The organism is Paenibacillus sp. MAEPY2 (genome assembly GCF_000499205.1).
Classification (GTDB): Bacteria; Bacillota; Bacilli; order Paenibacillales; family Paenibacillaceae; genus Paenibacillus; species Paenibacillus vandeheii.
Map to the genome: position 1 here is coordinate 97,257 of NZ_AWUK01000004.1, position 15,783 is coordinate 113,039.

The following is a 15,783-nucleotide window of genomic DNA, read 5'->3' on the forward strand; positions in this document are numbered from 1 at the left end:
GTGTTCCGTTTCTTATAACGTTTCCAGAACCACACGAGAGCCAGCTCCGGCTTCACCCGCGGGAATAACCACAAGTTTGCGTGGCAAGCGTGCCCGCAGCTCCGGAACGTGGCTGATAATACCGACGGCAAGACGGTCATCATGCAGTTTTTCTAACGATGTAATGACAGTATCCAGCAATTCAGGGTCCAATGTGCCAAAGCCTTCATCCAGAAAGAAGAATTGCAGCGGGTACTGACCGCGCAGCTGAATCTGGGCAGACAGAGCCAGGGCCAGTGATAACGAAGTCAGGAACGTCTCTCCACCGGACAAGGTGGACACCGGACGTTTAACCCCGCCGTTTGCATCGTCACAGATGACAAAGCCACCGCCCGAATCCACCTCAAGTGAATAGCGTTGTTTGGTCAGGAAGCGCAGGCGCTGTGAAGCAGCCTGACTAACCTGCATCAGCTGTTCTTCTGCAATATACTCGACAAATGCGTTACCTCTGAAAGCTGCTTGCAGTTTGCTAAGCATTTCACCTTGCCGGCTTACTTCCACGCGTTTGTTCTCCAACTCAGTCCATCGAACGTGACGCTGCTGCACATCTTCCAGATCCCGTTCTGCACGGGCCTTGGCTCTAAGAGCCGCTTCATCCTCTTCACGAGACACCTGCAGTCGCTCTGTGCATGCCAACCATTGTTCCTCAGATACAACGGCTCCGCCCAGTTTCTGTTCCAGCTCACGTAGTTGAGAAACAAGTTCACGATCTCGATCACGATGCTGCTGAATTTCCGCGGCCAGCTGCTCCGCTTCCTGGGAAGGAAGGGCTGCTTCCACAACGGCAGTCTCGGAGTCAAATGGCGATTGATCCAGTAATTGTTTCCAGCGCTCCTGCGCCTGCTGCAAATGCTCTGCTGCCGAGGCTGCGGCTTGATGAGCCATGACATCCTTCTTAGCTGATTCCTGCTTCAACGCATCCGCTTCCTTGAAACGCTGTACCGACTCAGCAGCCACTCTTCGCAGTTCATCCAGTCGAGTCTGGGCCGCAGCAATCAAGTCCTCGACCCGTTGCTCGCCAACCCATTGACGCAGACGCTCTTCCTTCTCAGCAAGCTGTTTGCTGTTGCCTTGCCATTCCGTCTGCCACTGAATCAGCTGTTTGTCCAATTCGACCAGCCTCTGCTGGAGAGACTGTACCAGCTGTTCTTTCTCTTCAAGAAACGTCACGCTCTTATTCAAACGTTCCTTGATGTCTTCTGCGCGCGCGTCGCGCTCCTGCATCGCCTGGTGGAGGGCCATAGCCTCCTCTTGAGCGATGCCTGGCAGTTCCGCGGCCCAGCGGCCGTGCAAGGCGGCTGCGGCGGCCTCACTCTCGGCCAATCGGCGCTCCGCCTGGGCGAGCCCGGCTTGGCCGGCCTCCTGCGCAGCAGCCGCTTCCATGCGGCGCTGCTGCGCGCCCACAGCCGCCTGCTGCAACGCGGCGGCTTCCGCTTGCAGCGGCGCTGCGGCAGCAGCCAGCGCCCGCGCGGCTTCGCGCAGTGCGGCGGCACGCTCCACCCAGTCCGCCGGGGAGCGCCCGTGTACGGGCGACCCGACGGGCTCCGGCTCCGCAGCCGCAGGCGCTGCCTCGGCTGCGGCCGGGGCTTCGCCGGCCGCAGCGCCAAGCTGCGTCAGCAGGCTGCGACGTTCGTGCAGCTGCTGGCGCAGCCCAAAGCGCAGCTCCTGTAGCTCCGCGTGCAGGCTGCGCAGCAGTTCCAGGTCCGCATCGCCTGCGGGCGGACCTTCTCCCGGCGGCGCAGCCGGGAGCGGGTGGTGTGCGGAGCCGCACACCGGGCATGGCTCGCCGTCGCGCAGCTCGGCGCGCAAGGCGGAGGAGAGCCGGTGCAGCTCCTGCTCGCGCATCGTTCCGCGCAGCTGCTCCTCCGCCCTGGCCAGCAGGCTCTGTTCGCGGCCAATGTCCTGCTCACAGGCAAGCAAGGCCTCAAGACCCGTTGCCGCCTGTTCAATCAGCTGCTGACGCTGTTCACTCAGACGGCCCTCTTCCTGGGCAGCCAGCTTAAGCCTGTCCGCCCCCTGTTCTGCCGACTGTTTATTGGCTTCCATCTCAGCCTTGTTCTGGCGCAATTGCTCCGCTGCCGTATCCAGACGATGCCTCAATTCCAGTGCAGCCTGCAGCTGTCTGCGTTCTTCGGACTTCACTTCATTCGGCTTGAGGCTTTCCTGTAATTCTTCCCGTCGTTTGCGGCCACGCTGCTGAAGTTCTTTTTCCTTCTCCAGCTGTTGTCCAATGACGTTCTGTTCCGCCTGTCCTTTGTCCAGAAGTTGCTTAAGACGGGTACTATCCTCTCGGAGCCCGTCTCGTTCCCGCTGCAACGCCTTGGCCTGTTCCAGCTGTTCCAATCGAAGCAGCAACTTGGGTTCTTCCTCGGCCATCTGCACACGAGCCGTTTCGGCCTTCTCGCCTTCCAGCACAGACAGCTGTTCATGTTCCACCGCCTGCTGGTGAACCATCTCGGCTGCATCCTGACGCAACTTCTGCTGCGCTGCTGCATCACGCATCGTCTGCAATGAAGGGAGTATCGCATCTGCAGCCCCTGCCTGCTTCAGCCGTTGTTCACCTGCTTCGATCTGTGGTGCACGTGCTTTCAGCTTTTCATGTTCCTCCGTGCGTACCTGTCGTTCTTGGCTTAACTCACGGATTTTGCCGAGCTGTTCGGCTTCCTTCGTCGCTTCATCAAGCTCTTTACGCGACAGCTCGGACTGCTTCACAGCAGCTTGAAGAAGAAGCACCGTTTCTGCCAACGTCTCTTTGCTGGCATTACCGAGCCCTTGCTGCTCCGCGGCCAGGGCTTGATGAACCATATCATTGTCCTTCACCCGCCGGCTGAGCTTGATGGCAAGCTGATCTCCATACTTCTCCAGATGGAACAATCGTTGCAGCATCTGGCGCCGTTCACTGCCTTTCAGTGACAGAAACTCTGCGAATTTCCCTTGCGGAAGCACAACAGCCCGCGTAAAATCATCCATTTTCAACCCGATGACGTCTTCAACACAGCGATTCACGTCTGCCAGCTTGTCAGCCAGCACCTGTTCCTCTCCGTTGACAGTTTCGATGAATTTGCTAATTGTGTTGCTTACCGAAATCTCATTGTTTCGTTTGAAGCGTCGTTCCACCCGAAATCTTCTTGTGCCTTCTGCTGATACGAGTTCAAATGTAAAGGCAACAGACAATGAATCCTCCGCGTGATTCATAATCCCTTGGGTACCGTTAACCGCACGTTCCACTTTTCCGTACATCGCGAGCGTAATCGCGTCGAGCAAGGAAGATTTGCCGCTGCCTGTAGGACCAAAAATGCCGAATAAACCCGTTTCAGTCAATACGGTGAAGTCAATCTCCTGTGTCTCTCGATAGCTTTGCAGACCCGCAACTTTTAATAGAATAGGCTTCAATTTCCTTCGACCTCCTCACGCACACCCGGCTCGTCCTCATCGACAAGTTCAAGGAACAGCTGTACCAGACTGTCTTCAGGTAATGCTCCACCCGTCTGACGCTGATAAAATTTGCGAAAAAGCTCATGCACCGGAAGCTCGGAACGTTGCTCCAGAAGCCCCGCTGCCGCCATCTCGGGATAGACCGGACGAATATGTATGATCCCTTCATGAGACTTCCGCAGCTGCTGGATCTCCTTCAGAGACATGGCATCATCCAGCCATACTTCCATATCGATAAAAGCTTGAGGATCGCGCCCTTCATCCAGCCACCGATAGACCTCAGCCAGACCGCCACGCGCCTTCCAGCGCACAAGTGGGCGGCCCGAGGTCAACAGTAATTCCTCCACATTTGCAGCCCCACCTGGTGCCAGATCAACCATCGTGACGGACTTGCTCTGCCCCGCTTCGGAGAAACTGTAGGCCAGCGGAGAACCACTATATCGGATCACACCTTCCCCTTTAACGGCCTGCGCACGATGGAGATGACCCAGAGCTGTATATTGTGCACCTGTCGATAGTGCGGAAGGGTCAACCGTATAGGCGCCCCCTACCTGAATCGGACGTTCCGAATCACTTTCAACTCCACCCAGAACATAAATATGGCTCATCGCCAAATTCACCGTCTCCGGACGAAAAGAAGCAGCCAGACGCTGCATTAACATGCCAACCCGGCGACTGTATGCCTGACGAAGCACATTCTCGTCCCCATCCGTTGTCAGCAGTTCGTTCAATCGTGCTTCCGAGGGATATGGCAGTGCAGCAATCTGTGCAGTCTCTCCAGTTCTCTTTGCATGGATGGTTACTGCATCTGAAGTAGGCATACCTACAAGTGTAATTCCCTGTCTGTTCACAAGCGGGGTCACCGAAGCCACTCGCTCCGGCTGATCATGATTTCCGGCAATGACCACAAGTGGTCTTCCCTGTTCCGTCAGACGCGCCGCTGCCTCGTAAAACAGCTGTTCCGCCGATGCAGGTGGATTAACGGAATCGTACACGTCTCCAGCCATCAATATGGCATCGGCTTGCTGCTCATCCGCGAGTCTAACAAGCTCATCCACAAAATCCTCCTGCTCTCGCAGCCGGCTCCGTCCCTCCAGCGTTTTTCCCAGATGCCAGTCTCCTGTATGCAAAATACGCATCGTCCGTTCAACTCCTCTCTCATGCAATATCCAATGATACAAATTTCATCCGGCCGTTTGAAAATTTCACTTTATAGCTTCACAGCATGTCCACCATCAAAAAAGTACAGCCACTTCCGGTCGACTTTCCGACCCAGGATATCTTCAATGGCCCGGCCATACAACTCCAGCTGGAAACGATAGTTTTCCGTCAGTTTTCCCAATCCGCCACGATGCTCCAACACCTGATCTGTCTTGTAATCGAGTAAAACAAGTTCGCCATCCACCTCATACAGGCAGTCGATAATCCCCTGTACCAGCACCGTTTCATTTTCTAATGATGCCTGCATCTTACCGTCTTCCTCCAGCGTTTGCATGCCGGCATTCGGTGACAGTTCATGAAGCCATTCGGCAGGAGACTGATGTGCCGGAAGTCCATAAATAAACGGAATCTCCCGTTTCACCCACTCCGCACGCAACAATTCTGTGCCAGGTGCTGTATAGAAGAAGCCAGCCAGTTGTTCAGAATCAATCACCTCTGCCTGATGGGGGAGCAGAATCTGAAGCTCGACTAACCGCAAAAGTGTCTGCTCAACGATTTGCGAATCAACGAGTGAGCCATTTACAGGAAGATGCTGCATCAACGTATGATATACGGTTCCCCGTTCGGCTCCGGTCAGTTGTTTCTCCTCCATAAATTTGGGACGACGCAGATGCAATTTAAAGGTTGAGCTTCCATCCTTCAGCCCACGGTTCTCAGAAACCGTGAAAGCCTCCACTTGTTCTTCCATTTCATCCATCATCTGAACGGACGGATGGTCCTGCATCGCAAGCAATGTTTTCAGCTCGGTGACCGATGTGCTGGCAGCCACTTGCGTTGCTGCTTGATGGGGATATGTCCACGACAGTCGTTTATCAACCTCGCGAATTAGCTGTACTCCCTTTTGCGCACCTGCTGCTGAAGATACATCTTCATCCCCGATGTCTCGTAGGGCTGCATCTTGTCCATCCTCGGTCATCTCTATTTCTGTTGGGCTGGGAAACAGCTCCACAGGCTGAACTGCTTTTAGGGCAGCAATACGCTCTTTCCGCACTTCTGTCATGCCTTCATCCTCACCAAGCGTCTGATCCACAACTATTTCTCGCGATACTTGATCAGCTGAAATGACGGAAATGCCCCAGCGTGATTCATCATCCACAAGGCAGGCAGCAAATGAATCAGTGCCACCTGCAAGTCCACGCAGCAAAGCTGCATCTGGATGTCTCATCAGGGACGGACCGATCCAGTCCAGATAGCTACGCCCTGCTGCAAGCAGGTAGTCAGGCAACACCCGTTCCGGACTGTCCTTAATCTGAGACCAGGCGACTGCCTTTTTAGCAACGTCTTTCACGGTACCGACCAAAATCATTTTCTCTTTCGGACGGGTCAAAGCCACATAGAGCACCCGCATCTCTTCGGCAAGCAGCTCAAACTGGGCACGACGACGAATCGCCAGATTTGCCAAGGTTGGATAGGCAACCCGATTCTCACGATCTACAAACCTCGGGCCAAATCCCAGCTCCTTATGCATCAGAAACGGCGAATTCAGATCCTGCTGATTGAACATTTTGGATATGCCCCCAACAAAAACAATAGGGAATTCCAAGCCCTTACTCCGGTGAATCGTCATGATGCGTACTGCATTGTCCTGCTCACCAGAACCACCTGCTACAGTCCCAAGATCTCCACCGTTCTCACGTAGTCTGGACACGTAGGTCAGGAAGCGGAACAATCCACGGTTGGCCGTTGCCTCCTCATATTGCCGCGCGCGATCATATAGGGCCTTCAGGTTACTTTGACGCTGCATACCTCCAGGTAGGCCACCAACCCAGTCCAGATAACCCGTTTCCCGATACATTCGCCAAATGAGTTCGCTCAAGCTGCCCCGTCTGGCTTCAAGCCGCCACTGCTCCAGCTTACGCATAAAACGAATTAACTTTTGCTGCAGCTCTGTGCTGGTACTGTTCTCCCTATCCGAATCATCGCTTATACGTCCACCCATACTTGCATCTATACCAGCATCCATAATCTCATCTATATCTGCATGTACAGAAGATTCATGTATGCCTTCCATAACGTCTGCCTCGGCGGATACTGCCGTCTCCCGCTGCCCTTGATCCATTTCTGACCAAACTTCCGGCCATTGCAGCTGAATTGCGGATGAATCAGGATGCGAAGCGTGCTCTCCATGCTGCCTGGAGATGTTCGACGAACTTGCGAACGCACCTGTAGCGGATACAACAGCATCATAGAAAGACTGTCTCTTGTCCCCAAGGCGAATCTGGGCCAATTCCTCTTCATCCAGTCCGACGATCGGCGAACGAAGCACGGAAGCAAGCGGAATATCCTGCCTTGGATTATCCACAATCTGCAGCAGGGACAACATCACTTCCACTTCCGTTGCTTGAAAATACCCTTTACTCTGCTCCCCTCCGGCAGGAATACCCTGCTGTCTGAATTCCTCGATCATGAGCGGAGCCCACATCAGGGCAGAACGCAGCAAAATAACAATGTCTCCGTAACGCGCAGGTCGCATGGATTTGAGGGCTTTATCATAAACGTTAAGGGCTGGTTTATCCGTATCTCCGACCATTTCACGAATACGGCGAGCCATGGCCCGAGCCTCCAGCTGAGCGGTTTCCAGCTCGGCGCTCTCCAGTTCAGCAGAAGGCAGAGCATCCCCATTTTCGTCCGTGCTTTCTGTCAGATCAGGTCCTCCACCTTGACGATCGATCAACATGAGTTCAGGTGTGTATGCCACATCTCCGAGCGTCTCTTCCGGGAAAGTAGCCCCATAAGCGAGCTGCGCTCGTTCATCATAGGCAATCTCGGCAACCCCTTCGTTCATGAGCTGCTTGAATAACATATTGACCGAATGGACTACTTCTGCACGACTGCGGAAGTTCCGCGCAAGATCAATACGTCGTCCTGCTCGTAATGAGCCGTTCTCTCCGACCGCATCCACATCCGCATACGCTGCATATTGACGGTATTTATTCAGAAATAGGCCGGGTTCAGCCAGACGAAAACGGTAAATGCTCTGCTTTACATCACCGACCATAAAGCGGTTCCCCGGATTTTCTCTGGAGATCAATCTGACGATATCTTCCTGCACCGTATTGGTATCCTGATATTCATCCAGCAGCACTTCATCAAAACGTGCCCGGTATTCCATTGCTGCATCCGAAGGCATGGAAAGCTCAGGCGTAGAATCCTCATGACGCAAAATGTGAAGACAGTAGTGCTCCAGGTCACTGAAATCGACCTGACCGCGCTCCTGCTTGGCTTGTCGATATCGCTCTCCAAATACACTGACCAGCTTGGAAAGCTCTTGCATGAGTGGTGCCGCCTGCTCCAGCTCCTGCCAGAAAGAAAAAGCACTTCTTCCAAACAACGACCCTTTCAGGTCTGTAACGGCTTTTTTCGCAGCCTCACGCAGCTCCTTGACCTGTTCTTGCAACCCCGGGTCCGTCTGGTCCTTTTTGCAAGGCTTCAACTTGCCAAAAGCTGCCGGCTGAAACACTTCAGGCAATCTTTCCCACGGCATAACCTCAACAGCAGAAAGAAGCTCTTCGACCATAGCCAAATCTTCTTTTAACGTATCTGCATAAGGTTTCGGGCCTTCCGGCTGCATCGATATGCTGATCCCTTGGCGCAGAAGACCAGCCGCACCACTCAGGGCAAGAGCAGCATCGCGCAAAATACTCTGAACCCATGCAGAATGGCCAAGCGCCTCGACACTTTCTACCTGAAAAGCAGATGCCATCTCCGCAAGCCAATGATCCGGCCAGGAATGACTGCGCGAGAAATCATACAATCGCTGCACAAGTCGATGCATCGCATCATCGTTTCGTTCCCCACTGAACCAATCCACCAACTCACGGAATGTACTGCCTTCGTCTTCTTCCCCATACTTTTCTTCGAACAACTGCTCCAACAATTCCTGCCGCATGATTTCAGCTTCATTTTCGTTCAAAATCCGGAAAGCCGGGTTTAGCGGTATTTGCTGATAATACCGACGGATGACTTCCATACAGAATGAATGCAGTGTCGTAATCGAAGCGCGCCCAAGCAGGGACAGTTGTTTGCGCAGATGTTCCTCCGCAGGCTGCTCTTCAAGTGCGCGTTCCAGCGCTTCCCGAATCCGCTGCTTCATCTCGGCAGCAGCAGCTTTGGTAAATGTAGCGACCAGCAAACGATCTACGCTGAATCCACGGGAAGGGTCTGCGATCTTGCGAATAATCCGTTCAACCAATACAGCCGTCTTCCCGGAACCCGCTGCAGCAGCAACCAGAATGTCTTCTCCACTCTGTGAGATGGCACTCCATTGGTCATCACTCCAGAAGCTTCCCTCCGGTTTTGGCATATTCGTCATGATGTTTCCCCTCCCTTGCCCTGAGACAGCATGTCCCATATTTGCTGTTTGCCCGGTTTGGACAACAGATTATATTCATTACCTTCGATATTTTCATCAAATTGACAGACCGGTTTATACGGACAGAAGGTGCATGCAACCTCCTGCTGGATACGGTAAGGCTCAATCGCCACATCCCCTTCCGTTATTCGGGTACCGATCTCACGGATATTACTGCGAACTGAAGCAAGCAAAGTATCCCATTGCTCCGGTGTAGCTACAGCCGCACTGCTATAAAAGCTGCCATCCGCCTTAAGCGCAACCGGAATAATGGCTGAATAGCCTTTGTCCAGGGTATTGTCCATTTGAGCGATCGCATCCCGGTCCGCCAGGAGCAGGCCTTTCATTTTGAATCGTTTCAGCAGTTCTTGTCCTGCCTGCTCAGACGTCATGCCGTTCGCGGATTGAAGCAACGGATTATGCACATGAAAATAGAGTGTTCCTCCAGGCATCGCCGATTCTCCAAGCCATTCCTCGGCAGCACTAAGCAGCACCTCCAGATACGTGAGCATCTGTAATGACAGGCCATAATACACCTCATGCAGTTTGAGATCGGTCTGGCTCGATTTGTAATCAATGACTCGCAGCAGCAGGCCGTTCTCTCCTTCAGCCACATCCACACGGTCGATACGACCCACAATCTCCATCACACAGCCATTTTCCAATTCAAAACGCAGTGGCGGCAAGGGTTTACCTGGTCCAAAATCAAGCTCCAAGCCAATCGGCTCAAAGCTTCCCCGTCTGGACTGTTCACCCAGAATAACCGACGCCCGGCTAACGATGTCCTTCAGCTTGCGGAAGATGTAACCATACCGCTTTGTGCTGAGCAAAATCTCTCCCTGCAGCTGTGGTGCAATCTGCTCCACGGTGTGCTCCGCTTCATTCCGGCATTCCTCCGGAGACAGACTCCCCCAGCTGCGATTTTGCTCACGCAAACGTATTGCAAGCTGACTCAAGGCAGCATGGAACAGTTGTCCAATGTCGGGAGCTTGTAAGCGATACAGTTGGCGCTCTTTCAGCCGCAGTCCATGGGAGGCAAAATGGGAGAACGCACACGCCACAAAACGCTCCATTCGCGAGACACTGGTCCTTACCTCTGTGCCATATAATCTACGGCTGGTAGCGGTACGCAGAGGTAACGCCCGATTGCGATAAAAGACCGATCCAAGCAATTGCTCCAGCTGAGGCCTGCTCGTCTCCCGAGAGACATGCCAGTTATAGATCGCCCACCACATTTCAGGAATATCTTCTCCACGACGCCATCTGCGCAATTGTCCGATGAGATAGGAAAGGCTCTGATCAGGATGAACAACGTAAGACCAGTGTACCTCTTCCGTATCCGTGACCGGCGGCTGGGCAAGTAATGGCTGCTCATGCAGACCGAACATCTTCCGCACATGTCGTACAATTTCCGAGGGCAATAGTGTTTTGCCTTCATCATCTGCGACGGGATGACTGAGCCACAACTGCTTGCTCGCCGCTGTCAGGGCGGTGTATATCAAAAAGCGTTCGTCCAGCATTTGTCTTGTTGCCCCTGGCCCAAGCCCCATACCTCTCTCCGTCAAGAGCAGTCGTTCCTGCTCGGTTAATACACCATCATCCTGAGGCACGGCAGGCAGCTCCCCATCTACCGCACCCAGAATAAATACGTACTTGATATCCTGAAGACGTGTACGATCCATCGATCCAACCAACACCTGATCGAGCGCTGGAGGAACGAGTCCCAGCTTCAGTTCGGTTAACCCGGTCTCCATAAGCCCGGCAAACAGATCGATATCCAGCCGTTCCGCCCCCATCATATCGACCATCTGATCTAACAGATCAAGGACGGCACCCCACATTTGACGATGCTCTCTCGATCGTTCCGGATCACCCTGGACCTTGGCTTCAGCAGACATATGATCCAGCTTCCAGGGAATCTCGGCATCCTCCAGCAATCGATAAAGCGCCGCACATTGGTCTTTGGCTGTCTTTGCCTTGCTCATTCGTTTCTCAAAAGCACCCAGTGGATCAACAATCACTGTTCGACATTTTTCCATTAAGGACAGCATCTGCTCCCGTCCCCGACTGCGGACATCCTGATCATTGTCTTCCAGAGAAAGACTGGGTACGTACTTCCATGGCTTTCCATCCGTCCAGCGGTATCCGTGAATTCCGCAAGCCAGTATATAATTTTCGAGCTGATCCATATCTTCACGTGTGATGGATCCGTCTTGTGGAAGCAGCAGATCCGTTTTGACACAGCGAAATACATCCTCATAACGCCAGCGGCGGCGAACGATATCCAGTGCCGAACGAATAAATTCAGATAATGGATGATGTAGTTCATTTCTTCTCCGATCCAGAAAGACAGGCACGCCATAGTCCCTAAATAGGGGCTCAGCAATGTCCGCATATGTATCCAGCTGACGAACGAGCACTGCCATATCACGGTAACGCGCACCTTCATCTTGAGCCAGACGACGCATCTCACGGAGTGCCCCTTCCATCTCAGCCCGACGGTTCTCAGCTGTGTAAAGTCGGATACCTGCATCGCGACCTTCACTCATCCAGCGAACCCTGCGATCAAAACCAGCCTCCAAATGAGCCAGTCCAGGACTGCCTTCATATCTAGGCAAAATTTCCGGTTGAAGCACGGTCGTCTCACTAAGGACCCCCAAATCCTCTGCCATGCCTTTGAGGCGCGTGTAAGCACTCGCTGTAGGATGGAACAGCTCCAATTCTCCTGGAAGTGCACCGTGGTCGTAAGCACGATCCAACGTCAATGCAATTGTGACGGAAGAAGCTTGCAGCATTAATCTTCCAATAACACTCATTTCCTGCGGGGTAAATCCTTGAAATCCATCAATCCAGATCTGTGCATCTTGCAGTAACGCGCTTTCCGTCAACCGCTCTGTCAGTTCAGTCAACGTGTCTTCATCATCGATATATAGTTCAGTCAATTCCTTTTCATAGTCACGATATATAAGAAGCAAGTCATGCAGCTTGTCTCCCAAAATCGGTGCAGAAGAGGAGGAAGTATTCCATGCGGAAAGCCCTTCTTCAAGCGAAGTGGGGTCAAGTTCATAACGTTTAAACTCACTGTATAAGTCATTCAGTTCTCCTATAAATCCCAGCTGGCTGCCCGATGCTCCAAACAGCTTCAATTCTTCTTTACGGCGCTGGAGCACTTTATAGAGCAGCATTTTTTTCCCTTCAGCGCCAATGGGAATACGTGCAGAACCACCTGTCTCCTGCATTACCCGGTAGGCCAATCGGCGAAAACCAAGCACTTCAGCACGCATGGTACCTTTAATAGCCCCTGAAGACACCAGTGACTGCTCGGTTCGAAACGAACTCTGTTCCGGAACCAGCAGAATCAGCGGTTTACCTTGTGGTTCCTTTTGAAGCAGGGATGTGATTTCCCGGGTAATCAGCGCGCTCTTACCGCTGCCTGCCCGGCCAATAACAAAGCGTACGGACATGTTTAATCCTCCAAATCATCACGAACAAGATTTTAATTCCCAGTATAACATATTTGACTTGGTTCGGAACATACGTTTGCCACTATCCGGCAATTCCGGAGATCATCTGTGCAGCATAGCAAAAAGCCCGCAGCTTATCCAAACTGTGGGCTTTTGCTTAAATGTATGTCCGATTTAGATTGAAATCGCTCAATTAATTCTTTTTGCTGCGTACTTCGAAGATGGCAAATTTCAGATAGTGACCTTCGTCTACACCCAAAATTTGGGGATGATCCTTACCAGCTGCTTTCCAGTCGATCAGACGCAGCACTTTGCCTGCGTCTTCGGCTGCATCTGCGATTGTTTCCAGAAAGAGATCCGGACGCATATGGTAAGAACAGCTTGCCGTTACCAGATACCCGCCCTCATTCACCAGCTTCATTCCTTGCAGATTGATGTCCTTATATCCACGGCATGCGCCTTTGACTGCTGATTTCGTTTTGGCAAACGCTGGCGGATCCAGGATGACCACATCAAAAGTTTTACCACCGGCTGCAAGCGCTTTGGAAGTATCCACTTTCCGTTCACCAGCACGAGCACGTACATTACGATCATCGAGTCCTTTGACCTGCTCACGCAAGTATTGGAATGCATCCGCAACGACAAATTCGACCCGGTCAGTGAAACCGTTCAGCTCTACGTTGGTTCGTGCACTTTCAATTGCATGCTCTGAGATATCAAGGCATGTTACTTTTTTAGCTCCATATTTGCAGGCGTTCAATGTGAAGCTGCCTGTGTGAGAGAAACATTCCAGCACAGTGGCTCCGTCCCAATAAGGGAACGTCACAACCTTGCCGCTTTTATTGACAGGAAGTAACTGCTGCGTACCATCCTGCTCGGTCTGTTGGAGCGTAATGCCACTCTTGTAACCCCAGCCCTTCATAAGCGGTTCAATGGCTGCACGATTCTCGCGCTGGTCGAAGAAATACCCTGTTTTCTGACCCTCCACGATATCTACCTTAATGAGCAAGCCGTTTTCCGTTACCGTGACATGACGCGGGCAATCCCCATACAGTGGCCCTTTCGTCTGCTCCAAGCCTTCCAGCTCCCGAATAGACACATCACTGCGTTCATAGATGCCTTCCGGCTGCATCACTTCAATTAGAGCTTGTACAATCGCTTCGCGGCAACGGTCCATGCCGAGTGTGAGCAATTGAACAACAAGGATGCTACCAAAACGGTCAACGATTAGTCCTGGCAGAAAATCAGCTTCGCCATAAACGAGACGGTATGCCTCACCATCCTGGATAAAACGCTCCCGGTGGCGCAAGCAATCGCGGAAACGCGCTGCAAAAAACGCGGTATCCATTTGTTCAAACTCCAGAGGTTGATAGGCCACGACTCTAACTGTGATTTGAGATGAAGGATTATAGTATCCTGTCGCGAGATAGCGGCCTTGATGATTCAAAACATTGACCAGATCTCCCGGCTCGGGGTTTCCTTCAACAGAGGCGATTTCATTGTTATATATCCATGGATGTGCATGTTCAAGCCGCTTTTTGCGACTGCGTTCCAGTGTAACTGATGGCAAGATAGATCCACTTCCTTTAATTTATTGTTCAAAAGATAGACTTGGTGCAAAGGAGACCGCTTCGGGGATGGATTGGACTTTCGATCGCTGTTGTCTCCAGATTTTTCTGATTCCCTTTCTCAAAAGGGAAAATCCGGAGACAAAGGCGAACGCTTCTCTTCTTCAGTTCCAATTCCATCTCCTCCGCTCCATTGCAGAATCTCCGTATCTTTCGAATAGGAGCACGGTAATTTCGGTGATCGCTTCGGGGATGGTTCGGAGACTTTCGATCGCTGTTGCATTGTACAGATGAATCTCAAATTTCACACTTACCACTACGATGACAGAACAACCTTCCGATCGCTGTTATCCCCAGATTTTTTTGACTCCTTTTCTCCAAAGGGAAAATCCGGGGATAAAGGCGAGCGCTTCGCTTCTTCAGGTTTTTTCTGTCCTCTTCGTTATCGTGTGAATCTTTAATTCAACCCCTATTACAGCGAACGCTTCGCTTCTACAGCTCCAATTCCATCCCCTCCGCTCCGTTGCAAAATCTCCGTATCTTTCGAATAGGGGGGGTAATTTGGGCGACCCTTAAGATAACTTATCGGTCTTTCAAATGCTATTGTCTCCAGAATTCCGTTAGCCTGTCATGGTTGTCCTTGCTTTCTCATAGGATGAGATAAGGACATGCACGGAAGGAATGATGTTAACTCATGTTCAGAGATGTTGTGCTGCCCCTATTATATGGGCTTCTTATCTTTTTTGGTGGGATGAAGCTGATGGAAACAGCCTTGCAACGGATGGCCGGGCCAATGCTGGCTGGTTTGCTGGGCCGGGCCACCTCTGCACCCTGGAAAGGCATGGCTTTCAGTGCAGGCGCTACGGCCCTGCTGCAAAGCAGTACGGCTGTCACGGTGCTAACCATTGGACTGGCAAACGCCAGATTGATTACCTATGGACGCACACTTGGCATTATTCTTGGCACGAACATCGGGACGTGCCTGACCACCGAGCTGGTCGGACTGCAGATCGGACGAGTCTCCCTGCCTCTGCTTGCCCTGTCCCTGACGGGCTGGGCCGTCTTTGTTGTGCTTGGTGAACGAAATCAGTTGGCTCCTGAGCGCACACGCCGGACGCTGTTTACCATGCAATACAGCTTTCTTGCGTCCGCCGGATTTGCCCTCGTCATGACAGGCATTCAAGTGATGCAATCCATTGCCGTACCGCTGCGGAGTATGGGCGTATTCCAGTGGTTCCTGGACCGCTCAGCCGACAGCTTGTGGTGGGGCTTTCTGGCAGGTGCCTGTCTGACGGCGCTCATTCATAGCAGCGCAGCCGTTATCAGCATGGCCATTACGCTTGCAGCCACAGGAGTACTGCCTGTGGAGATCGGCATTGCCATTGTGATCGGGTCGAACGTGGGGACCTGTATCACCGCCGTGATTGCTGCCGCTGGCGGAGCATCCGCAGGCAAATTTGTCGCAGCCTCCCATGTTGTATTAAACATAGCGGGGGCGCTGCTGTTTATGCCGCTGATCGGCCAGCTGCATGCAGCTTCGGCCTGGCTGTCAGCGGATAACGGGGCACAGATTGCGCATGCCCAGACCCTTTTTAACGTCACCAGTTCACTGCTTGCCTTGCCGTTCTGTTACTTGCCGATTTGGCACAAAAAACCACCGGTCTCCACCCCAGTGGCGAAGTCACCCGTGGCCTGATGTTTAGAA

The 15,783-nt window shown here is 52.6% G+C and carries 6 protein-coding genes; 1 reads left to right on the forward strand and 5 read right to left on the reverse strand.

The window, feature by feature from the left end:
• Positions 1 to 12: 12 nt before the first annotated feature.
• The 5 genes from P364_RS0101945 to P364_RS0101965 all read right to left on the reverse strand — a co-directional run bounded on the left by P364_RS0101945 (position 13) and on the right by P364_RS0101965 (position 14,080).
• Complete coding sequence (locus tag P364_RS0101945) at positions 13 to 3,432, reverse strand: AAA family ATPase (RefSeq protein WP_024628479.1); 3,420 nt, start codon at positions 3,430 to 3,432, stop codon at positions 13 to 15.
• Positions 3,429 to 4,613 (reverse strand): exonuclease SbcCD subunit D, encoded by a 1,185-nt coding sequence (locus P364_RS0101950; protein ID WP_024628480.1) that lies wholly within the window; start codon positions 4,611 to 4,613, stop codon positions 3,429 to 3,431. Before P364_RS0101950 ends, P364_RS0101945 begins: the two co-directional genes overlap by 4 nt.
• Before the next feature lie 71 nt (positions 4,614 to 4,684).
• Positions 4,685 to 9,007, reverse strand: a complete 4,323-nt coding sequence (addA, locus tag P364_RS0101955) for a helicase-exonuclease AddAB subunit AddA (RefSeq protein WP_024628481.1) — start codon at positions 9,005 to 9,007, stop codon at positions 4,685 to 4,687.
• Positions 9,004 to 12,510, reverse strand: a complete 3,507-nt coding sequence (gene addB / locus P364_RS0101960) for a helicase-exonuclease AddAB subunit AddB (protein ID WP_024628482.1) — start codon at positions 12,508 to 12,510, stop codon at positions 9,004 to 9,006. The genes addA and addB overlap by 4 nt, the downstream gene beginning before the upstream one ends.
• A gap of 193 nt (positions 12,511 to 12,703) precedes the next feature.
• The gene (locus P364_RS0101965) at positions 12,704 to 14,080 is read right to left on the reverse strand and encodes a class I SAM-dependent rRNA methyltransferase (RefSeq protein WP_024628483.1); all 1,377 of its coding nucleotides are present in this window, start codon (positions 14,078 to 14,080) and stop codon (positions 12,704 to 12,706) included.
• Positions 14,081 to 14,772: 692 nt separating this feature from the next.
• On the opposite strand from P364_RS0101965, the gene P364_RS0101975 reads away from it, so the two are divergent.
• Positions 14,773 to 15,774 (forward strand): Na/Pi cotransporter family protein, encoded by a 1,002-nt coding sequence (locus P364_RS0101975; RefSeq protein ID WP_024628485.1) that lies wholly within the window; start codon positions 14,773 to 14,775, stop codon positions 15,772 to 15,774.
• Positions 15,775 to 15,783: the final 9 nt, after the last annotated feature.

Coding starts and splice junctions, on each gene's coding strand:
- P364_RS0101950 (WP_024628480.1), bottom strand. CDS start 4,613: ATGCGTATTTTGCATACAGGAGACTGGCATCTGGGAAAAACGCTGGAG.
- P364_RS0101975 (WP_024628485.1), top strand. CDS start 14,773: ATGTTCAGAGATGTTGTGCTGCCCCTATTATATGGGCTTCTTATCTTT.
- addB (WP_024628482.1), bottom strand. CDS start 12,510: ATGTCCGTACGCTTTGTTATTGGCCGGGCAGGCAGCGGTAAGAGCGCG.
- addA (WP_024628481.1), bottom strand. CDS start 9,007: ATGACGAATATGCCAAAACCGGAGGGAAGCTTCTGGAGTGATGACCAA.